At 45.4% G+C, this 23,053-nt stretch carries 15 protein-coding genes; 8 read left to right on the forward strand and 7 right to left on the reverse strand.

Annotation, left to right across the window (positions count from 1 at the left end; translation table 11 throughout):
- Positions 1-37 precede the first annotated feature (37 nt).
- On the forward strand, positions 38-2,482 hold the full coding sequence (locus ACFOEK_RS00985; protein WP_386714819.1) for an EAL domain-containing protein: 2,445 nt from the start codon (positions 38-40) through the stop codon (positions 2,480-2,482).
- A 318-nt stretch (positions 2,483-2,800) separates the two neighbouring features.
- Here the strand turns inward: ACFOEK_RS00985 and ACFOEK_RS00990 are convergent, their stop codons facing one another.
- Entirely contained in the window at positions 2,801-4,696 is a 1,896-nt protein-coding gene (locus tag ACFOEK_RS00990) for a response regulator (RefSeq protein WP_386715260.1), read from the reverse strand.
- A gap of 109 nt (positions 4,697-4,805) precedes the next feature.
- Between ACFOEK_RS00990 and ACFOEK_RS00995 the strand changes: the two genes are divergently transcribed.
- Positions 4,806-6,092 (forward strand): response regulator, encoded by a 1,287-nt coding sequence (locus ACFOEK_RS00995; RefSeq protein ID WP_386714822.1) that lies wholly within the window; start codon positions 4,806-4,808, stop codon positions 6,090-6,092.
- On the opposite strand, the gene ACFOEK_RS01000 is transcribed toward ACFOEK_RS00995, so the two are convergent.
- From ACFOEK_RS01000 to ACFOEK_RS01010, 3 genes are all read right to left on the reverse strand, one after another.
- Positions 6,089-7,630, reverse strand: coding sequence for a SpoVR family protein (locus ACFOEK_RS01000; RefSeq protein WP_386714825.1), 1,542 nt, complete (start codon positions 7,628-7,630; stop codon positions 6,089-6,091). The two genes, ACFOEK_RS00995 and ACFOEK_RS01000, sit on opposite strands and share 4 nt — an antisense overlap.
- Positions 7,627-8,922 (reverse strand): YeaH/YhbH family protein, encoded by a 1,296-nt coding sequence (locus ACFOEK_RS01005; RefSeq protein WP_386714827.1) that lies wholly within the window; start codon positions 8,920-8,922, stop codon positions 7,627-7,629. Before ACFOEK_RS01005 ends, ACFOEK_RS01000 begins: the two co-directional genes overlap by 4 nt.
- A gap of 181 nt (positions 8,923-9,103) precedes the next feature.
- Positions 9,104-11,026, reverse strand: a complete 1,923-nt coding sequence (locus ACFOEK_RS01010) for a PrkA family serine protein kinase (RefSeq protein ID WP_386714829.1) — start codon at positions 11,024-11,026, stop codon at positions 9,104-9,106.
- 401 nt (positions 11,027-11,427) lie between these two features.
- Here ACFOEK_RS01010 and ACFOEK_RS01015 point away from each other — a divergent pair, with 401 nt between their 5' ends.
- Complete coding sequence (locus tag ACFOEK_RS01015; RefSeq protein ID WP_386714832.1) at positions 11,428-11,865, forward strand: nucleoside deaminase; 438 nt, start codon at positions 11,428-11,430, stop codon at positions 11,863-11,865.
- A gap of 109 nt (positions 11,866-11,974) precedes the next feature.
- On the forward strand, positions 11,975-13,810 hold the full coding sequence (locus tag ACFOEK_RS01020) for an ABC transporter ATP-binding protein (RefSeq protein ID WP_386714835.1): 1,836 nt from the start codon (positions 11,975-11,977) through the stop codon (positions 13,808-13,810).
- A gap of 6 nt (positions 13,811-13,816) precedes the next feature.
- Here the strand turns inward: ACFOEK_RS01020 and ACFOEK_RS01025 are convergent, their stop codons facing one another.
- A complete protein-coding gene (locus tag ACFOEK_RS01025) occupies positions 13,817-14,275 on the reverse strand; it encodes a YbaN family protein (protein ID WP_386714838.1) in 459 nt (152 codons plus the stop codon).
- A 114-nt stretch (positions 14,276-14,389) separates the two neighbouring features.
- On the opposite strand from ACFOEK_RS01025, the gene ACFOEK_RS01030 reads away from it, so the two are divergent.
- The gene (locus tag ACFOEK_RS01030; protein WP_386714841.1) at positions 14,390-16,072 is read left to right on the forward strand and encodes a SpoIIE family protein phosphatase; all 1,683 of its coding nucleotides are present in this window, start codon (positions 14,390-14,392) and stop codon (positions 16,070-16,072) included.
- A gap of 57 nt (positions 16,073-16,129) precedes the next feature.
- Here ACFOEK_RS01030 and ACFOEK_RS01035 read toward each other — a convergent pair whose 3' ends face one another.
- On the reverse strand, positions 16,130-16,759 hold the full coding sequence (locus tag ACFOEK_RS01035) for a YecA/YgfB family protein (protein ID WP_386714844.1): 630 nt from the start codon (positions 16,757-16,759) through the stop codon (positions 16,130-16,132).
- 107 nt (positions 16,760-16,866) lie between these two features.
- Here ACFOEK_RS01035 and ACFOEK_RS01040 point away from each other — a divergent pair, with 107 nt between their 5' ends.
- Together ACFOEK_RS01040 and acs are read left to right on the forward strand one after the other, a co-directional pair.
- Entirely contained in the window at positions 16,867-19,194 is a 2,328-nt protein-coding gene (locus tag ACFOEK_RS01040) for a response regulator (protein WP_386714847.1), read from the forward strand.
- 189 nt (positions 19,195-19,383) lie between these two features.
- Positions 19,384-21,330 (forward strand): acetate--CoA ligase, encoded by a 1,947-nt coding sequence (gene acs, locus ACFOEK_RS01045; protein ID WP_386714850.1) that lies wholly within the window; start codon positions 19,384-19,386, stop codon positions 21,328-21,330.
- A gap of 4 nt (positions 21,331-21,334) precedes the next feature.
- Here the strand turns inward: acs and ACFOEK_RS01050 are convergent, their stop codons facing one another.
- Complete coding sequence (locus ACFOEK_RS01050) at positions 21,335-21,925, reverse strand: DNA-J related domain-containing protein (protein ID WP_386714852.1); 591 nt, start codon at positions 21,923-21,925, stop codon at positions 21,335-21,337.
- A gap of 210 nt (positions 21,926-22,135) precedes the next feature.
- Here ACFOEK_RS01050 and ttcA point away from each other — a divergent pair, with 210 nt between their 5' ends.
- Positions 22,136-23,032 (forward strand): tRNA 2-thiocytidine(32) synthetase TtcA, encoded by an 897-nt coding sequence (gene ttcA / locus ACFOEK_RS01055; RefSeq protein ID WP_386714855.1) that lies wholly within the window; start codon positions 22,136-22,138, stop codon positions 23,030-23,032.
- Positions 23,033-23,053: the final 21 nt, after the last annotated feature.

Consider the following 23,053-nt stretch of genomic DNA (forward strand, 5'->3'; position numbering starts at 1 on the left):
TAAAGGGATTTCTTGGATATGAAAGTTTGTGGGTGTTATGCGTGTAGCCTTCCAAAATAAAATTTCAACAAAACTTGCCAAGCAGACGGTCGTTATTGCGTTTTTTGTTGGACTGCTGCTGAGTTCACTGCAGGTATATCTCGACTATCAAGAGCACGAAAAGAGCTTGGCACATGCCATTGATCAGATGGTAGAGGTGTCTTATGGTTCTGCTACTCGCTCGGTCAGAACGTTGGACGCCAATTTGGCCACCGAAGTTGTTAACGGCTTGCTTCATTACGAGTTCATCCAAAGTGCCGAGATTATTGATGACTTGGGGACTCGGCTGGCGAAAGCCAATCAAACGGATGATATTGATATCTCTCCCAACGTGCTCACTAAGTGGTTGGTCACTGACCAGAGTGAATATGTACGACAACTGAAGGTTGGGGACGGTCAAAATACGAATTTCGGAGAGTTAAAGCTTTTTATTGATTGGAATGTGGCGCTGGCACCTTTCTACAATCGTCTGGTTTATGTAATTTCGGGTGGTGTCATCCGAAACATGTTATTAGCTTTAATTCTGTTTTATCTCTTTTACGCGGTGTTAGCCGAGCCTATGCATCGTGTAGCGTTGGTGTTACGTAAGATTAATCCCGTTAATCCTTCTGGCGCTCGCTTATCCAACGACATTGTTCAACGCGGGGATGAGTTGGGCGTGATCGCTGAGATCACCAATGAATTCTTTGAGAGCGTGGAAGAAAACATTAAAAAGCGAGACGATGCAGAAATGAGGCTGTCAGAGAGCCTTCATCAGACGCGTCAAATCATTGATAACGTTCCTCATCCCATTTGTGCCAGAGACATTAATGGTAGCTTTTTGTTTGTGAATCGATCCGTTGCAGATTTTTATGGGATGGATGCGGAACAAATGGAAGGCCTGAATCAGTTCGCAGTTCACCGTACCATCAATGAAGATCAAAGTTTGGAGCTGGAAGTTGCTGATCGTGAGGTTATCAACTCCGAAGAAAACAACTTTATTTCCGATCTTTGTTTAACCTCTCATGAAGGCAATCTTCACTATTTCCAAACATCGCTTGTGCCTTTTACCTACTTTGGTCAACAGGCGGTTTTGTCGATTATGGTGGACATTACGGCTCGGAAACAGGCCGAAGAAAAAGTCATCGAACTGGCGTTTTATGATGCGTTGACCGGCTTGCCGAATCGAAATCTATTGACTGATCGACTTGAACTGGAAATGTGCCGGGCGCAGCGTCATAACACCACCGGTGCCTTGTTATTTATCGACTTAGATAATTTTAAAGCGGTAAATGATTCCTTTGGGCATGCGGTGGGCGATCAGGTGTTACAGCACGTCGCGGAACAACTCAAAGGCGCGTTACGAGCGGTGGATACGGTGTCTCGTTTGGGCGGCGATGAGTTCCTGGTGATTTTGCCGGAACTGTCGGCGGACGTGGAAGAGGCTAAATTGAGTGCGCAATCGGTTGCTCGCATGTTGACCGAAAAAATCGCGACGCCCTTCTTTGTTAAAAATCGGGATTGGGTGACTTCAGCCAGTATCGGTATTGCCATGTATCCCAAAGATTGCGACAACGTTAATGAGGTGATGCGCTTTGCTGATACCGCAATGTATGAAGCGAAGAAAAAAGGACGCAATCAACATGTGTTCTTCGAAATCGATATGGCCAGTCGGGTTGAGTCGGCTTACTCTTTGGAGAATGAGTTGCGGACAGCTGTGGCTCAACAACAGTTTTTCTTGGTGTTCCAGCCGCAAGTGGGCGTTCAGGATGGCATGATTCAAGGTGCTGAAGTGTTAATCCGTTGGCGTCATCCTGAAAAAGGTATTGTCCCACCGTTCGAATTTATCCCTGTTCTAGAGTCTTCTGGCTTGATTCAGGAGGTCGGACATTGGTTGATTCGGGAAGCATGTCGTTACATCAGAATATGGCAGGATCTAGGGCTGTGGCATGATGAAGCCTGGCTTTCCGTGAATGTGAGTCCTAACCAGTTTTACAATCCGCTGTTTGTAGAAGATGTGCTGGATGCACTGAAAGAAAGTAAGTTAGCACCGACTTGTCTGGAACTTGAAATCACCGAAGGGATAGTGATTCGAGATACCGAGAACACCATTAAGAAACTGGAACTGCTGAGATCCCATGGCATTCGTGTTGCGATGGATGATTTTGGTACCGGCTATTCTTCTTTGTCTTATTTGAAACGCATTCCTTTGGATGTGCTCAAAATTGACCAATCTTTCGTACGAGACATCAATATTGATCGTACCGACAAGGCCATTGTTGAGGCGATTCTTTCAATGTCCAAATATCTGGGGCTGGAAGTGGTTGCGGAAGGTATTGAAACTGAAGAGCACTATCGCTTCTTTAAAGGCACCAGCTGTCAGCGTTATCAAGGGTATCTATACAGCCCACCAGTTGAGTGTGAGCGCTTTGAAGATATGTTGAGAGAGCGGGTTGTAGCTTAACACCAGAGTGAATGTGTTTGAGTATTCAGCGTGAAGGGCTAGGTGAGCGAACACGCTAGTAACAAGGGTATAAGTGTCACAGGCTCGCTCCTCATTTCCATGAGGAACAGGTCACTATTGTGTCCGCTCGGAACCATATAGTACGGATATTTCTGTGAATGAAAAGGTCTTTTGAGGACATGTTGCTTAGTTAAGTGCTAATTTCTATGCAAGTTTTTGTCCTATGACTCTGTGCTCTATGGTCTAAAGCCGTATAGCGATGGCGTTAATGGCATCCTTAGGTTCGTTCCTGTTACTAATTCATTTCCTATCGTTTATTCAGAGGTTCCTTAACCTGGCCTGAATTCGTACTTTGAGTTCGGCTTGGTCATAGGGTTTCGTGAGATAATCTGAGGCACCGGCTTCAAACGCTTGAATGATGTCGGACGTTTGTCGTCGAGCTGTGAGCATAATGATGGGTATATGCTGACTTGAAGTGTGTGAACGAATTCTTTGGCAAACCTCAATGCCACTCAACCCTGGCATCTTAATATCGAGTAAGAACAGATTGGGCAAGTTGTCTTGTTCTAAAGCTGCGAGTAGCTGTTGTCCTGACGTAAAGCTCCGATAGTGATAGCCCAGGTTATCGAGCTGGTTTTCAATGATCTGTAAATTTACCGGCTCGTCGTCCATTACCCAAACTGTCAAAGTAGCAGTTGGTTCTTGCTTGCCATGAACCGAGTTTGAGTGAGTTACAACAGACCGATCATAAAAGCGCCGTTCTGTTTGAGGTGGTACTGTACTCTCAGCGTTATCTGCTGATTGAATTATGTCTTTTGAGGTAATTTCTTGAACTGCAATGGGGAGATGAGTTGCGGTTTCTAACTCAAAATAGAAAGTGCTGCCGTGTCCGGGAACGCTTTTAACCTTAAGCTCGCTGTCGTGCAGTCGAACTAAACTTCGGGTGATGGACAGGCCTAAACCGTGACCGCTGCTGATCGGCTGGTGCGGTTGTCCCTGGTTGTACGCCTCGAAGATGGCATCGGCGTTCGACAGGTCAATGCCTAATCCCGTATCTTTAATGCTGATTAGAACACGGTCTTTGTTCGTCATTTCAGCTTGAATCAGAATCTGTCCTTCGTTGGTGAATTTTACAGCATTGCCAAGCAGGTTAAACAAAATTTGCTGGAGGCGGTTTTCATCGGCCAAGACATTGGGGAGCCAGTCAGGGCAGAGTATTTCCAGAGAAATCGGGCGCCCTCTGAGTAGCGGACGCAAGCTGAGAGCTACCTGTTCAAAAATCGGCGCTAAAGATACCGTGCTTAATGACAGCTTTAGGTGATGATGTTTGATGCTCGACAGATCAAGAATATCGTTCACTAAATTTGAAAGACGAACTGACGACGAATGGATGAGTTTAAGGTTGGTGATGGATTCTTTGTCCAATTGGGTCTCGTGGCTTAACACCAGCTCGGATAGGGATGCAATGCCGTGCATGGGGGTTCTTAGTTCGTGGGAGGTTTGAGCCAGAAAATCATCTTTCATGACATCGAGTGTTTTTAGCTCTGTATTTTGACGTGTTAACCGCTGATTCAAGGCTTCCTGGTTATTCAGGCTAAATGCATATCGTTGATTGAGCAGCCAGGCTTGCAACATCACAAAGAGCGTAATCCCCCATTCTCTGGTAAGCGGTAAGTGTGTTGCAGACAATTGCATGACCGCATCGTGCGTGAGTTGATCATGAAGAATTATGTCGTAAAGGCCCGATACACTAATGATCAGAAAGCTCAAAAGATAAGTTTTGGCGGACTGACGCTTGTGCCTTACTGCTAGCAAGCCAATGCGTATCAGGTGGATCAGGCTAATAACAATGATGATCTGGAAAGGCAGAAGGGTGCGAGTGAATAAATCGGCGGGGGTTGCCAAGGTAAAAAGCCCAAATAACCCGCTGATAGTTAAGAATACTACTTCCGTTTTCTTTGATTGATATTGCGGGAAGAGTCGATGGGTATAAGTAATAAACAGTGGGACACAGGCAAAGAGCAAAAGATACTCTATTCTGAGGCTTGCATGCGTAAGGATTGGAAATAGCGGAGCAAGGATAGTGTCATGGCTGATGCCATTATGAAAGCCCAGGACTAAGCAAAAACTTCCAAAGAAAAGGGATGCGGTTTCTTGCCTGCGAGCCAGATATAAAGATAGGAACAAGCCCCCGAGTAGCCAGAGTAAGATCACGTGCAAGGTTTGTGTCCTCGATTTTTATTTATTATTAGAATTTCGATTTATACTAACATTTGAAAAACGTATGTGGTATTTGCGTCCTCAAGTCGCAGCGCAAACAATAATGAAAATAACAGTCGGTGAATCCTGCATGTCCTCTCAGAAAAAGCGTATTTTGGTTGTCGAAGACAGTCCCATCGTTCTCAAAATTCTACGTCATATAGTGAATCAGGAGTTAGACCCTAAGTGCTATCAGGTCGATTACGTTGATTCCCTTGCTGGAGCGAAAGAAAGCATACAACAGCAAGATTACTTTGCGGCCTTGGCAGACCTAAATTTGCCGGACGCACCCGACGGTGAGGTGGTCGACTTTATTCTCGATAAGGGAATTCCTTGTATTGTGTTGACTGGCTCATACAGTGAAGAGCGACGTGAAAAGCTATTAACCATGGGCATCGTGGATTATGTGGTGAAAGAAAGTCGCTTTTCTTATGCTTACGCGGTGAAGCTGGTTCAACGCTTAACTTTGAACGAATTCATTAAAGTCTTGGTGGTAGAGGACTCGGTTACTGCTCGAAAATACGTCAAGACGTTACTGCAACAACATTTGTTTCAAGTTTTGGAAGCAGAGAATGGGGTGGATGCACTCAAAGTCTATGAACAGCATCCGGAAGTACGGTTAATCATCACCGACTATCATATGCCGGAAATGGATGGCTTCGAGTTAGTACGACAAATTCGAATGCAAAGTGATAAATCGGATCTGGCGATCATCGGCTTGTCTTCTATGGAAAAGGGGGCTTTATCGGCCAAGTTTATTAAAAACGGCGCCAATGATTTCTTACAAAAGCCTTTCTTCCCGGAAGAACTTCATTGTCGAGTGATCCACAATTTGGAATCCATAGAACAAATTCAGGCACTCAATGAAGCGGCGAATCGTGATTATCTGACCAAACTCTATAACCGCCGTTATTTGTTCAATGCGGGGCAGGAGGTTCATCGAAACGCTAATCAGAAGAAACCGTTGGCTGTTGCGATGATGTCTGTGGATAACTTTAAGGACGTGAATGATCAATACGGACATGAAGCAGGGGATGCCTTGTTGATTCATATGGGCGAGTTAATCAGTGAATCGTTCAGTCGTTTTCTCACGGCTCGACTGGATGGTGAAACTTTCTGCGTACTGTTACCGGGCTTGTCATCGTCACAAGCATTAACCTTGATGGAGCAATTTCGATTGAAAGTGGAAGATCAAGGTGTGTACATCGGTGATCAATATATAGATACGACCATCAGTGTCGGAGTCGCCACCCAGCTAGTGACGTCGCTGGATGGGATGATTCACCGCGCAGATGAATACCTTTGTCGTGCAAAAGATATGGGCAGTAATCAGGTGGTTGGGGAAAGTTAACCTACTTTCCCCAACAGTTCTTCGGTGGTTTTATCCGGGCATTCCCAGCTTTGCACCAGAATGTCGTTGTCCATGGATTCCAGGCGAACTGAGAACCCCCATAATGAATACAAGTGTTTGAGCATTTCGTTGGTAGTTTGATCGTCGAGCGGCCGGCTGTTGTGCATGTAGTGCCGTAAGGTGATCGAACGGTCGCCACGCACATTTACGTTATAGACTTGAATATTGGGTTCATTGTTGCCCAGATTGTATTGGTCAGAGAGTTCTTTTCTTAATTCCCGATACCCCATGTCATCATGAATGGCGGTGATAACCAGATGTTCTTCCTGTTTGTCATCGCGAATCCCGAAGAGATGAAGATCCCGCATGACTTTGGGCGACAAGAACTGCAGGATGAAGCTCTCATCTTTGTAATTGCGCATGGCGTGATCAAGTGTTTTGATCCAATCAGAGCCCGCAATATCCGGGAACCACTCTTTATCTTCTTCGGTGGGGTTCTGGCAGATACGCTGGATGTCACGCATCATGCTAAAGCCCAAGGTGTAAGGGTTGATACCACTGTAATACGGGCTGTCAAAGTCCGGTTGATAGATCACATTGGTGTGCGACTGCATACACTCGATTAACATACCTTCGGTAATAAACCCTTGATTGTAGAGTTCATTAATCAGGGTGTAGTGCCAGAAGGTAGCCCAGCCTTCGTTCATCACTTGCGTTTGTTTTTGTGGATAAAAATACTGCGATAATTTACGCACGATACGAATGATTTCCCGCTGCCAGGTTTCAAGCAACGGCGCATTTTTTTCGATGAAATAGAGAATGTTTTCTTCGGGCTCTTCCGGGAAGCGTTTGGTGGTCTCATCTTTCGGACGTTCACTCTTAGGAATGGTATTCCACAGTTGGTTTAATTGTCGTTGACGATATTCCTCGCGTTCGGCCTGCAGTGCTTCCTCTTCTTGTGGCGACAGTGGTACCGGACGTTTATAACGGTTTACCCCGTAATTCATTAGGGCATGGCAGGAATCCAATAGCTTTTCAACCTGATCTGAGCCATAACGTTCTTCACAGGTTTGTATGTATTGTTTGGCAAATAACAGGTAATCAATGATTGCGGTTGCATCGGTCCATGCCTGGAACAAATAATTGCCTTTGAAGAAAGAGTTATGTCCGTAGCAAGCGTGTGCGATGACCAGTGCTTGCATTGCCATGGTGTTTTCTTCCATCAAATACGAAATGCAGGGCGAGGAGTTGATCACAATCTCATAAGCCAGGCCCATGGCTCCGCGTTGGTAGTTCTTATGGGTGGAAAGAAAATGTTTACCGAAAGACCAATGGTTATACATTAACGGCATACCAATGGAGGCATAAGCGTCCATCATCTGTTCGGAAGAAATGACTTCAATTTGGTTGGGGTAGGTGTCCAGCCCGAACTCTTCAGCCAGTTCACTGATTTTCTTGTCGTACTTAGTGAGCAGCTCGAAGCTCCATTCCGAGCCTTCGGATAAATACTGTCGCTTAAACTTGGTTTTTCTTGTCATGCGTCTCTCCGTTCAAACAATTCTCTAAATACCGGGTAGATGTCAGCTGCATCCGTGAGGTCTTGCATGGCAAATTGATCCGGAAAGGCCGCAGCCACTTGGCGATATTCTTCCCAGAGGTTTTGATGAAAGCGCGAGCCAATTTCGACATAAGCGAAATATTGCACTTTCGGCATGATGTTTTTTAATAACAGGTTGGCGCAGCGAATGGAGTCATCGTCCCAATTATCGCCATCGGACGCTTGGGCTATATAGATGTTCCAGTCGGCTGGGTTGTAGCGCTTTTGAATCACTTCAGACGTTAATTCCAACGCGCTGGAAACAATGGTGCCGCCGGTTTCCCGAGAATAGAAAAAGGTTTCCTCATCCACTTCCTGAGCTGTGGTATGGTGGCGAATGAACACCACGTCAATCTGCTTGTAGTTTCGTTTGAGGAACAGATAGAGCAAGATAAAGAATCGTTTGGCGATGTCTTTAATGGCTTGCGTCATACTGCCGGATACGTCCATCACACAGAACATCACGGCGCGGGTGCTGGGTAAGGGCACTTTGATCAAGTTGTTGTAGCGTAGATCAAAGTCGTCAATAAACGGGAGTTTCCCCAGTCTGTGCCTGAGTTCTTCCAGTTCTTGCAGTAACGCGGCACGAATGACATTCGCTTCGCGTTCATTGATTTCATTATTGCGGCATTGCTCATCCAGCGCTTCTAATGTTTCAAAAATCTCTTTAACGCGTTTACGCTTTTTACCACCTAAGGCAATTCGACGGGCGTGCGCGTTTCTGAGTGAACGTACCACATTGAGTTTATCGGGGGTGCCGACACTGGTATAACCGGCACGCCGAAATTCATAATTCGAGGCGTCTTTCAGTTGTTTACGAACCAGATTTGGGAGTTCTAAATCTTCAAACATGTAGTCCAGGAATTCTTCCTGACTGATTTGAAAGACAAAGTCGTCCATGCCTTCGCCTTGGTTGCTGGCTTGCCCTTCACCTGTGCCTCCGCCTCCACCCCGAGAAGGTGGTCGGGCAATCATGTCGCCTTGGTGAAATTCTTTATTACCTGGATGAACGCGCGTGTTTACCCCGCCCGAACCGTGGTGGAAAATGGGTTCAGACACATCGCGACTGGGCAGACTGATTTCCGTGCCCTTTTCCATGTCCTTGATACTGCGTTGTTTGATGGTTTGATTGACCGCTTCTTTAATATGTTTTTTATAGCGATCAAGAAAGCGCTGTCGGTTGACAGTGCTTTTATTCTTGCCATTCAAACGTCGGTCTATGATATGCGTCATAGGCCCTCCAAACTGCGTGCGGTAGTTCTACCCGGTAGAACTACGGATTGCGTCTCTACGTTGGCGACCTAAAGAAGCGCCGCACTGAGGTGTAGAGCAACTGCGTTGAGCAGACGAGTTCACTGCTCTGGTGAATGTACCCTTTGGCTACTCGGTTAAGTGCTGTCGGTTCAGACCGCACTTACTGAGATTTGCGTACTCGGATGTACCATTCACATAGCAAACGTACCTGTTTCTCGGTATAACCACGGTTGATCATACGTTTCACAAACTCGTTGTGTTTTTTCTGATCTTCGCTGGATGCTTTCGCATTAAACGAGATCACTGGCAGTAGATCTTCTGTGTTAGAGAACATTTTCTTCTCAATGACCAGACGCATCTTCTCGTAGCTGGACCAGTTTGGATTTTTACCTGCGTTGTTGGCTCGGGCTCTGAGCACAAAGTTCACGATCTCGTTACGGAAATCCTTCGGATTGGCGATGCCCGCCGGTTTTTCAATTTTCTCCAGTTCTTCGTTAATGGCAGCTCGATCCAAAATGTCACCGGTGTCAGGGTCGCGGTATTCCTGATCCTGAATCCAGAAGTCGGCGTAGGTAACATAGCGGTCGAAGATGTTCTGGCCGTATTCGGAGTAAGACTCGAGGTATGCGGTTTGTACTTCTTTGCCTAAGAAGTCGATGTATTTGGGTGCTAGGTATTCTTTTACATACTTGAGTAAACGTTCGTGCATTTCCGGTGGGAATTGCTGCTGTTCGATTTCTTGCTCAAGTACATAGAGTAAGTGCACAGGGTTGGCAGCCACTTCTTCCGGGTCGAAGTTGAATACTTTCGAGAGAATTTTGAAGGCGAAACGAGTAGATAAACCGTCCATGCCTTCATCGACGCCAGCGGAATCTTTGTACTCCTGTAAACTCTTCGCTTTCGGGTCGGTGTCTTTAAGGTTCTCACCATCGTAGACGCGCATTTTCGAATAGACGCTGGAGTTCTCCGGTTCGCGTAAACGAGATAACACTGAGAATTGTGCCATCATATCGAGCGTGTCTGGTGCACATGGTGCTTCGTTGAGTGAACTGTTTTCTAACAGCTTTTCATAAATGTGCACTTCTTCGGTGACACGTTTGCAATAAGGTACTTTGACAATGAAGACTCGGTCGATGAAGGCTTCATTGGTTTTGTTGTTCTTGAAGGTTTGCCACTCGGATTCATTCGAGTGCGCTAAGATGATGCCATCAAACGGGATGGCGCTGAGCCCTTCGGTGCCGTTGTAGTTTCCTTCTTGAGTGGCTGTTAACAGTGGATGCAGCACTTTGATGGGTGCTTTAAACATCTCAACAAATTCGAGCAAGCCTTGGTTCGCCCGGCATAAACCACCGGAATAGCTATACGCATCGGTATCGTCTTGTGAAAAGTCTTCCAGCTTACGAATATCGACTTTGCCGACCAGGCTGGAAATGTCTTGGTTGTTTTCATCGCCGGGTTCGGTTTTCGCCACGGCAATTTGATCGAGTACGGATGGGTAGACTTTAACTACCTTGAATTTGGAAATGTCACCGCCGAATTCATGCAAACGCTTAACGGCCCAGGGTGACATAATGCCTTTGATGTAGCGTCTTGGGATGCCGTAGTCTTCTTCAAGAATCTCGGCGTCTTCCTCCGGGTTGAACAGGCCTAGTGGTGATTCCTGGATTGGCGAATCTTTGATGGCATAAAAGGGGACCTGTTGAATCAGGCTTTTTAACTTTTCGGCCAGAGATGATTTACCGCCACCTACTGGGCCAAGTAAATACAAAATTTGTTTACGTTCTTCCAAACCCTGAGCGGCGTGTCGGAAATAGGCGACGATGTTTTCTATCGCTTCTTCCATGCCATAGAAGTCTCTAAAGGCTGGATAACATTTGACGAGTTTGTTGGAAAAGATTCGCGATTGACGGGAATCTTTTGATGAATCTAGAATTTCCGGTTCACCAATTGCCATGAGCATGCGTTCTGCGGCATTGGCGTAGACGGTTGGGTCTTCCTTACACATGTGTAAGTATTCTTCGAGAGTAAGCTCATCCTCTTGCTTTGCGATATAACGATCCTGATACCTGTCGAATATGCTCATATGGCCTCCTGAATAGGTTTTCAATATAGCTTTGTCAGGCTCAGGTGATTCTCGTGATCACCTAGCTGTGCAAAACATCGTTTCTATGTCCGTATAACTCCATGCCTTGCTTATAGTGTTGATTTCTATCTGTTCAAATACATCCCTATTACTTTTCCGTACTTTAATTAGAGACTGCATTTGCTATGCCAGTACTTAAAGTGGTTTTGTTAAGTCTCTGATTTTAATTGTAGTCGAGTTTTTTCTATTGAAATTAAAAGTGCTGTTTTTCCTGATACTTGCTATTTTGACAATAAAATGACGGTCTGGGTTCAGGGAGTAAAGCGTTATGGATAAGAGGTTTGATGCTATGGATAAAAGGGACGTTACTATAATAGATAGAACTAATAAGAGACGGTGCTATGAATCAATTTATGCAGATGGCGTATGACGAAGCCCAACAAGGATTAGCGGAAGGGGGGATTCCCATTGGCTCTGTGTTAGTTCATCAAGGGAAGGTCTTGGGGCGCGGCCATAACCGACGCATTCAAAAAGGCAGTGCCATTTTACATGGTGAAATGGATGCACTGGAAAACGCCGGGCGTTTGCCCGCCAGTGTGTATAAAGAGTGCGAGCTGTATACCACCTTGTCACCGTGTTGCATGTGTTCAGGCACAATTCTGTTGTACGGCATTCCCAATGTCATTGTTGCAGAAAACACCACCTTTATGGGTGAAGAAGCGTTACTGCGTTCTCGTGGAGTGAATGTTGAGGTGCTTGATGATCCAAAGTGCATCGAAATGATGCAAAGGTTCATTCGTGAAAAACCAGAGTTGTGGAATGAGGATATTGGAGAGTAAACAATGAATAGCCAGTCCTAAGGTTCCCTTGATCTATTTTAAGGTCGCCTAAATGAGAATAATTAGCGATAATGTCGCGATCTTTGTCATCAGATTTGAGTAGTTATTCTTGAGTACGTCAGCAGATCGTCCCCTTAAAAAGTTTGGTTCTGAATTTTTTAAACGCCTTTTATTAAAGCATCGTAAAGAGATCATTTACGCCCACATCATTGCTATTTTAGCGACTGTAATTGCAGTGCCGTTACCATTGCTTTTACCTGTGCTGGTGGATGAGGTGTTGTTGAACCAACCCGCGCAAGCGGTGGCCGTGTTGCAATGGATGTTGCCTGATTCTTTTCATTCAGCCGCAGGTTATATCGTTGCAATGACTTTGTTAAGCGTGGTGCTGCGCATTGCCAGTATGTTGTTGAATGTGTGGCAAAGTCGCCAACTCACCATCGTTTCCAAAGACCTCATTTTCCGAATGCGGATGCGTTTATTGAAACAGTTAAAATTGGTGTCAATGCGTGAGTATGAATCCATAGGCAGTGGTGGGATTGCCAGCCGATTTGTGACGGACTTGGATACCATTGATCGTTTTGTCAGTGTCTCGGTCAGCCGTTTGCTGGTGGCCGTATTGACCATCATAGGCACAGCGGTGATCTTGTTGTGGATGCACTGGCAGTTGGCGTTGTTTATCTTATTTCTTAACCCTGTGGTGATCTACTGCACCATGATTTTGGGGAAACAGGTTAAGAAACTGAAGAAGCGGGAAAACACTGCGTACGAAGCTTTTCAGCAAGCGTTGACTGAAACCTTGGATGTGGTACATCAGATCCGTATCGTCAATCGTGAACAGTTTTATTACGATCGAATTCGAGACCTCGCGGATTCGGTGAAGAATAAATCCATTGCCTTTGAGTGGCGTTCGGATGCAGCCACTCGTTTTAGCTTCAATGTCTTTCTGATTGGTTTTGATATGTTCCGAATGATCTCCATGTTGATGGTGATTTTCTCGGACTTATCCATTGGCCAGATGTTTGCGGTGTTCGGTTATCTGTGGTTCATGATGGGGCCTGTGCAAGAAATTCTGAACATGCAGTACGCATACTACAGTGCCAAGGCGGCGCTGCAACGCATCAATACCAGCTTTGATCTTGAAACCGAGCCGCAAATCGAATCCCGCGCGAATCCCTTCCCGCTTGTGTCTGCGTCTAACGAGGGTAATAAACAGGCTCACGGAGTGCGTGTTGAGGTGGAAAACGCCAGTTTTGGTTATCATCGTGATAAGCCGGTATTAAATCAGGTGACGTTATCTATTGAGGCCGGAGAGCGTGTTGCCTTTGTGGGGGCCAGTGGCGGCGGTAAGTCGACCTTGGTGCAATTGCTAACCGGCATGTATCCGTTGGCGTCCGGGGATATTCGTTTTGATGGCGTAAGTGCCCAAGACATTGGATGGTCATCGATTCGCGAAAACGTGTGCACTGTGATTCAAAGTCCTGCGCTGTTTAATGCAACGGTTCGTATGAATCTTGATATGGGGGTGGATTACAGCGACGAGCAATTATGGCAAGCCTTGGAGGTGGCACAGTTGGATGACGTGGTTCGTCAGTTGCCTGAACAATTAGATACCGTCGTAGGTCGGAACGGTGTGCGCTTATCTGGTGGTCAACGACAACGACTGGCCATTGCTCGAATGGTCTTGATGAACCCTAAAGTGGTGATTCTGGATGAATCAACCTCAGCATTGGATACCGAAACTGAAGCCAACTTGCATGAGGCTTTATCCGAATTCCTAAAGGGCAGAACGACCATCATTATTGCTCACCGACTCAGTGCCGTGAAACAAGCAGATCGGATTTTTGTCTTCCATGAAGGGCGAGTGTGTGAAGAGGGTGATCACCAAACCTTAGTTGAAAAAGGTGGCTTGTACGCCAATCTCTACGGTGAACGACAGCTGATTTAACAGCTTTTACGCGTTTTTATCGTAGGAGTTTTTATCGTCCGCGTCTGTTAGCTCAAGCGTTGGCAGGCGGAATAAATAACAGGTCACACCAAGCGCAATCAGGGCCATAGCAATCATGACCCACACCGGTGGTTTTACTAAATAGGCACTTAACGACATCATGCCGATCATCAAGGCTGAGGTGTAGCATTTGGCTTTGAACGGAAGACCTTTGCCATCAATGTAAGCTGCGATGTAGGTGCCTAATTTAGGATGTGTGATCAGCCACTGATAAAACTTTTCCGAGGTTCGGGCAAAACAAGCCGCAGCTAATAATAAGAACGGTGTGGTTGGCAGAATCGGCAGGAAAATACCAAGTACGCCAAGAATCACGGAGAGCCAGCCAATAATCAGTAGGCTCCAGTGCAGGATAGGGTGTTTTCGGTTTTCTAGGTGTTTCACCATCGTATTCAAGTGGCTATCCATTTCAGAGTGTTCCAGTCTATTGAAGTTGACAATGAATACAAGTCCGTTAATGCTTGATTCCTATTATCGACGGAAGAAGTCAAAACTTGTGGCAAGGCGTATAAGGAGATCCGGATGAAGGTTTTGGTTGTGGACGATCAGGAAATCAATCGCACACTGCTGAGCTTCATTCTCGAAGATGAAGGTTATCAATATCGAATGGCTACCGATGGTGAGCAAGCCATTCAGCTCTATCTGGATGAACAGCCGGATCTGATTCTGATGGACATCATGATGCCGGGTATTGATGGCTACGAAGCGGCTCGTAAAATCAAAGAACAAGCGGGCAATCGCCATATTCCGATCATCTTTCTGACCGCTAAAACCGACCTTGAATCTTTGTCCCGTTGTTTGGATGACGGTGAAGACTTTCTCACCAAACCCTTTAATGAAGTGATTCTTAAGGCGAAAATCCGGGCGCACCGTCGTGTGGCAGTACTCTATAAGCAGCTCAACGATAAAAATGATGCGTTAACCTTTCATAACAGCCGTATCCAGCAAGAACAGTTAATGGCCCAACGGGTGTTTTCCAACGTGATGGAAAAGAACCCGAACCACTGCACTAATCTTTCACACTACCTGTCTTCGGCGTCTGTGTTCAGTGGTGACTTATTCCTTTATAACCGGAGCCCGTCCGGTGGTTTGTATTTGCTGTTAGGTGATTTCACCGGGCATGGCTTGCCTGCCGCAATTGGTGCGATTCCTACCTCTCAAATCTTTTTCCACATGTCCGCCAAAGGCGAGGCGGTGAGTGACATTGCCAGAGAGATCAATCGGGAATTGTGGTCAATCTTACCCAGTCACATGTTTTGTGCAGCGGCTGTTTTGGAAATCAATAAAACTGGCCAACAATTGACCCTTTGGCAAGGGGGATTACCTGATATTTTGTTGGCTTCGTCGAAGTCGGAAAATGATCAAGACGTGGATATTAAAATCCTTGAACCCTTGCATTTGCCTTTGGGAATGGTGGGCGATAATGATTTTGAAGACGATGTGAAGGTAATGGCGGTGGAGTCGAGCGATACGCTTTATGCTTACACCGATGGTATTACCGAAGCGGTGTCTTCAGACGGTGATATGTACGGGATTGATAGCTTAGTGTCGGCAGTCAAAGGTAACTCAGACCGAGGCCTACGTGGCATCATTGAGAATTGGAAAGCCTTCTGCGATGTGGAACAAGAATACGATGATGTGTCGCTGGTGGAGCTTAATTTCGGTCATGTGGAGTGGGCTGACGAGCCGGTAGCTGAAGAATCGGTGGAGCATAAAATTGCGCCTTGTACCATGCAATGGCGCTTTGAGGGTGAGCAATTGGCGGATCTAAGGTGCGTCGATTCCATCGTTGCTATGGTTGAGCCTTTCTTTAGTGAGGCGGTGCGAAAGGACTTACTGAGGTTGGTGTTAAACGAGATGTACAGTAACTCCTTGGAACACGGGATTTTAAAGCTGCGCTCGGAGCTCAAAGACAGTGTCGAAGGTTTGGGTGAGTATGAGCAGCTGCGTGCTGAGCGATTGTTTGAATTAAGTGCTTCGGACTGGATTCATCTGGAAGCTCATCTTTATTCGGATATGGGACAAGCGACTCTGGATCTGGTGTTGTCGGATTCAGGAGATGGGTTTAATGTAGCCGAAGTGACCACACGGCCTGCCAATGATTCTCTCAGTCATGGACGTGGCTTGGGATTGATTCGTTACTTATGCCAGTCAGTGGAGTTCTTTAATGGAGGCGCGTCAGTAAAAGCCAGATTCAACCTCTAATGCACCGACTTTCTTCAGCGCTTTTATAGAAGTCGAAATCTGCATTGAATCTAATGATTATTTATTAGGCTTTTTGCCGCGTGCTCCACGCTTTTTCTGAGAGTTTTTGCGTGCACCGTAAACGTTCTTGGGTGGCGCTTTTTTATCTTCAATAACACGGAACAGTAAGAATAGATCAATCAGTAACTCGGGAATTTCATCAATCCACTGACTGATTAATTGATCATTGGCCGTAATATCCTGGGTTTCTTCTTCGAGAATGCCTGAGATGGCAAAGATCGGCATCAGTAGTTGAGTCGCGTCTTCTTCAAATTTGCTGTTTAGCCATAAGTCTTCGTATTCAAAGACCACTTCGACAAACCCTGCGGCCCATGAAATGATGGCATCGTCGTCGTCTTCCTCGGACATCCAAGGAAGTTCTACACCTTCTTCACCCTCAAGTTGGACTTTTAAATCTTCCAGCAGAGTTTCAATGGCTTGGTTAAGTTGGCTGTTCTGGTCTTCATTAAGCGCATTTACGGCTTCATCCAGAATGTGATCGGTGATACTTTTGGTATCTATATCTTTTGGCGTAATGACAAATGCGGCTAACGCACCTAAACAGCCCATGTAATCCAATGCATCTTCTTCAAGCTCTGGGATGGTTAAGATTTGTTCGAGTTGTTGGTGTGCATGATCGAGGGACATGTTGCGCCTTAAGCTAAATACGAGTTAAAAAGAATAATTATACAATTAGAGCTTCCCTAGACGGAACACAATAGCTGTAGTTTTTTGTCTTTGCTGAGAATCCATTTATGCCATTGCGATTTAAGCTTGCACTTATATTAATGCCTCTGGTGATCTTGCCTTTGTTATTGGTAGGTAAGGTGTCGCTGGATCATTTGCATGAGCAAGTGGATGAAGTCAGAAGTGCGCAACTGGATTCTATATCTCATGAAGCCATGCTTTCTATTGAAAAGTTGGACCGGGAAGTAGAGCTGAAGCTCCAGTTTTTTGCTGATGATACTAGCCTGAACATGTTTCTGGGGAAAATAAATTCACAGCAGTTCTCCAATTTGTCAGATCAATTGTCTGAGCGCTTTTCTCGTGCGGTGTCTCTTTTTCCTTCGTTAAGCTTACTGTTGATCATGAACGATAACGGAAAGGTGCTGGCCAGATCGCAGAACAGTCCTTTATCTCAACTGCGGCTGGATGTTTTGCATCAAAAAGTAACTCAGGATGAGATGCTGCAGTCTCTGAACTTTTTTAATAAAGAAACCGGGCAGTATTTCATCCTGAAAGCAAAGAATATTTGGCTGAATGAAACTGAACGCTATACCTTGTTCTTTGGTGTGTTGTTAGATGAATTGTATCCTCAACTACGTAAACACTCCCAAACCAATGGTGTTCACATGCTGCTATGTGGCAACGATGGTGAAACCATTCAGTACTTCTCTCATTCGAATCATGAATTCGGACTGGATTGTCTGAACAGTCAACAGAGTGCAATTCATAATGAAGTGGATCAAAATGCACATCTGACCAAAATGCCCGATCATTTGCACGATGCCTTGGTTAAAACCGAGAGTCTCCACAATCAATTGTGGTTGGTGTCGGTGCTGGATGATCATACCAAAACCATGTTTGATCAGAAACATGGAATGATGTTGCTTATTGTTGGTGCCATCGTGCTCGCGGCCTCGTATTTGTTGATTTATCTGATCATGGATTTCTTTATTGTTCGGCCGATTCGGGCATTGAGTCAGGTAAGTGAACATATCGGACAAGGTAAATGGCACGTTAACTTGCATTATGAAGGCAAAGACGAGATTTCAACTCTGTATCAAAATTTTAATTCCATGGTTGCGAATATTCATGCTGCTTATCGTGAAGTGGAAGAAAACAAGAAAAACTTAGAATCGAAAGTGAATGAGCGAACCAGTTCATTACAAGAGTCGGCGTGGCAATTAGAGCATGCCAAGAAACAAGCCGAAATTGCCAATCGGGCCAAATCCGATTTTTTAGCCAACATGAGTCATGAAATTCGTACGCCTCTGAATGGTATGTTGGGCATGGCTCAAATTCTGGAGGATACCAACCTCACTGAAGAGCAGACCTCTTATGTCGAACAAATTAATGAATCCGGTCAGGGATTGCTGTCCTTAATTAATGACATTCTCGATCTCTCAAAGATTGAAGCCGGTAAGATGGTGCTGCATCAAGAGCCTACTGACATTAACCAAGTCATCACTTCTGTGGTGAATTTATTAAGAGGTACGGCGCTTGAGAAGAACTTAAATCTGGTGGCCTCGTTTGATCCTAAGATTCCGAACTTTGTAGAAGCCGATTCATTACGGCTTAGACAAGTCCTTATGAACCTCATCGGGAATGCCATCAAATTTACCGAAGAGGGCGAAGTAAAAGTCGTTTCTGAGTGCCTGGAGTTGGATCGAGATCTCGATATTGTAAAGTTTAAGATCAAGGTCATCGATACCGGGATTGGCATCTCGGCTGACAAGTTGATGGGGATCTTTGATGCATTCAGTCAGGCCGATGGTTCAACCACGCGTCGATTTGGTGGTACCGGCTTGGGGCTGTCGATCACTAAACGTTTGGTCGATATGATGCGCGGTTCGATTCATGCGGAGAGTCAACCTGGCCATGGTTCCTGTTTTGAAATGGTCTTCATTTGGACGGTGGCATATTCGCCTGAAGATAATAGTGCTTTGCTTTTGGATGCCTCTGAGCATACGCCACGATTGGGTAAAATTCTGTTGGTGGAAGATAATGCCGTTAACCTCAAAGTTGCTAAAACCATGCTGTCCAAATGGGGACATGAGGTAACCGTGGCTATCGATGGTGAAATGGCCTTGTCATTGCTACAAGACAACAGGTACGACTTGGTGTTGATGGATGTGCAAATGCCAAAAATGAATGGCTATGAAGTGACACAAGCTTTCCGGCAGTTTGAACGTGAACAGGATTTGCCTGAAACCCCTATCATTGCTATCACCGCCAATGCCTTGAAGTATGATCAAGAGCGGTGCATCAGCTCGGGTATGAATGACTTTATTGCTAAACCCGTGCGTAAAGAAGAGTTAAATCGCCAAGTACAAGTGTGGTTATCCAAGGCGGTTGCGTAGGGAATCTTTGAATACAATCTGTCGGGAAAACCTAAAGACATTAGCAGGTTTTTCCTAGTCGAATAGTGTATGGTTTGGCTGTTCCAAAATACTTTACTAAAAATAAAAACAACAAAGACGCTCTACTTCTTTCACAAAGAATCTTCTGTATGGAGCGTTTGTTTCAAACAACATTAGGAAGGGACTCTGATGAGTGAAATCAAAACTTACCCAGTGAATGATTACTTTTCTGAACGTGCGTTATTAAATGAAGATCAATATAAGGCCATGTATCAAGCCTCCATTGATGACCCTGAAGCTTTTTGGGCAGAACATGGGAAACGCATTGATTGGATGAAGCCTTACAGCAAAATTAAAGATGTGTCTTATGCTCATGACGATGTTCATATCAAATGGTTTTATGACGGAACACTGAACCCAACCGTTAGCTGTCTGGATCGTCACCTTGAAATCAAAGGCGATCAAACGGCAATTATTTGGGAAGGTGATGATCCAACTCAGGATGCCAAAGTCACCTATCGTGAGCTCTACCATAAGGTATGTCGTTTAGCGAATGCGCTGAAAGCTCGAGGCATTAAGAAAGGCGATGTCGTTACTATTTACATGCCAATGGTGGTTGAAGCTGCGGTGGCAATGTTGGCGTGTGCGCGTATCGGCGCTATTCACTCGGTCATCTTTGGTGGTTTCTCCCCCGAGTCGATCGCGGGTCGGGTTGAAGACTGTCAGTCCAATTGCATTATTACTGCGGATGAAGGCGTTCGTGGTGGTAAGACGATTCCACTTAAAAACAATGTGGACGAAGCACTGTCCAAGCCGGGTGCAGCAACGGTGAAAACCGTTGTTGTCTATGAAAGAACAAAGGGCGACATTGAGTGGACGGAAGGTCGAGACGTTTGGTATCACGAGATTACCGAAGCAGCATCGGATGACTGCCCAGCAGAAGAAATGAGCGCTGAAGATCCATTATTCATTTTGTATACCTCTGGTTCGACGGGTAAACCCAAAGGCGTAATGCACACTTGTGGTGGTTACTTGGTTTATGCTTCGATGACCCATGAATACATCTTCGATTATCAAGAGGGTGATATTTATTGGTGTACGGCGGATGTGGGTTGGATTACCGGTCACAGCTACATCGTCTATGGCCCGTTGGCAAACGGTGCCGTGACTCTAATGTTTGAAGGGGTTCCAAATTACCCGGATGTCTCACGCTGCTGGCAAGTGGTCGATAAACATCAGGTGAATGTCTTCTATACCGCGCCAACGGCTATTCGTGCGTTGATGCAGGCTGGTGATGAACCAGTGAAGTCCACCTCTCGTAAGAGTTTACGATTGTTGGGGACGGTGGGAGAACCCATCAACCCCGAGGCGTGGGAATGGTATTACCATGTGGTAGGTGAGGAGCATTGTACAATTGTCGATACTTGGTGGCAGACAGAAACCGGCGGAGTGCTAATTACGCCGTTGCCTGGCGCTACTCCGGTCAAACCGGGTTCTGCCACCCGTCCTTTCTTTGGTGTTCAACCGGCCATTGTTGATAATGAAGGCAATCTTTTGGACGGTGTCTGCGAAGGGAATCTGGTGATGAAAGACAGTTGGCCGGGTCAAATGCGAACGGTCTATGGCGATCATCAGCGTTTTATCGAAACCTATTTCTCCACCTATAAAGGCTATTACTTCTCTGGAGACGGTGCTCGTCGTGATGAAGATAATTATTACTGGATCACCGGGCGAGTGGATGATGTCTTAAATGTGTCAGGCCATCGTATGGGCACGGCGGAAGTCGAAAGTGCTCTAGTGGCTCATCCGGCGACTTCTGAGGCCGCAGTAGTTGGATACCCTCACGACATCAAAGGGCAGGGCATTTATGCTTATGTGACGCTGAAAAAAGGGCACGAAGAAACAGATGAGCTGATTCAGGAATTGAAAGACTTTGTTCGCTCTGAAATTGGCGGCATTGCGGTGCCTGATATCATTCAGTGGGCACCAGCCGTACCAAAGACTCGCTCAGGAAAAATCATGCGTCGTATTCTGCGTAAGATCGCCTGCAACGAGTTGGAGAATATGGGGGATACCTCGACTCTGGCCGATCCGTCGGTGGTTGATAAGTTGATAGAGAATCGAGCTCATCAATAATTTCTCACCTGTTAGTAAGCCGTGTATAGGCTTGCTGAATTTCCACAAAGTACTCAGCATCACCGCCTTTATCGGGGTGATGCTGCTGGCTTAATTTCCGATATTGCTGTTTGATTTCAGCCAAGGTCACCGGCTTGATCAAATCCAGCGTTTGTAAATCCCCATCCTCAAAGTCAATGACTAACATTCGTTCCCAGAAATGGTTGATTAGCTCGTTGATCTCTTGCTCAGACTGATTGAAATTGGCCCAATCTAAATAATAGATTTCTAACGGATCTACTTCTGTAATGTCTGTTGAATGTGAATTGCTTTGGTTTGGATGCTTGCAAACCTTGAGTGAGTGGATTTCATAGTGATGATTAGGCTTGTCTTTGTTGAGCTGATACAGTGCATTCATCACGACAAAGTTCGTTTGGAAAAGGCCTTGGGGCTCGGCCAGTGGACGTTCATCAAAAAAAGCAATGTCTGGGCTGCTGAGCGTTTTAATTAACTCGTAAAGGCTCAACCCTTCTGGATGGTGATCCAGAATTGCATCAATGGTTTGCATTAACTCTTGTATGCGTTTTTGATTCCAAAAAGATTGGTCGACAGACAAAACAGCTCCATCCGTTTTATGATGAGAATTGGGTACGGTATCTGTTATAGCCTCGTAAAGAAAGTGTTGGTTCATTGCTGCCTTTGATTATCTGGATGTTTGAGAAATGAGTTGATTCCTTGAGTTTGTTAGGAAGACGTATAAAATATGGCCACTTTTCTAGGGGCTAGTACTTAGACCCTTAACTCTTATTCTTATTGAAGCCCAGATATGACTCAGACTGATCCAAAGAAAGCCAAGCTTGAATACAACAAGCTACAAAAAAATCTTCGAGCGAACGTTGGAAGAGCGATTAACGACTACAACATGATTGAAGAAAATGATGTTGTAATGGCTTGTATCAGTGGTGGTAAAGACTCCTTCGCCATGCTTGATATTCTTCTGAGTCTGAAGGCGTCTGCACCGATTGATTTTGAAGTGATTGCGGTTAATCTCGATCAGAAACAACCGGGCTTTCCTGAAGATGTACTGCCGAATTATTTTGAATCGATCAATGTGCCTTATTACATCATTGATAAAGATACTTACTCGGTAGTGAAATCAAAGATTCCTGAAGGGAAAACGACTTGTGGTCTGTGTTCTCGTTTACGTCGCGGAACTTTATACTCGTTTGCCGAAAAGATTGGCGCGACAAAAATTGCACTTGGCCATCACATGGATGACATCGTTGAGACCTTGTTCCTGAACATGTTCCATGGTGCGAACTTGAGCGCAATGCCGCCGAAACTGCGTTCAGATGATCAGCGTAATATTGTGATTCGTCCGCTTTCATATTGCCGTGAAAAGGATTTGATTCGTTTCGCTGAATACAAAGAATACCCAATCATTCCATGTAACTTGTGTGGCTCTCAGGAAAATCTTCAACGCCAAGCGATTAAAGGAATGTTATCTGGTTGGGAAAAAGAGCAACCTGGACGAATCTATAATATTTTCAAATCCATTCAGAATGTCAGCCCGACTCAGCTGGCCGATTCGGCGCTTTATAACTTCTCTGATCTGAAAATTGATCGTAGTGGTGAGAAGCAAGAGTACGCCTTCGAAGAAGAAGTGGTTTCTTCAACCAGCTTCGAGGAAGTGCAGTATATTAATGTTGTTGAGTTGGATTAGTGTCTTGTTAATTTGAAGAGT

Source organism: Litoribrevibacter euphylliae, assembly GCF_042646085.1.
Taxonomy (GTDB): domain Bacteria; phylum Pseudomonadota; class Gammaproteobacteria; order Pseudomonadales; family Litoribrevibacteraceae; genus Litoribrevibacter; species Litoribrevibacter euphylliae.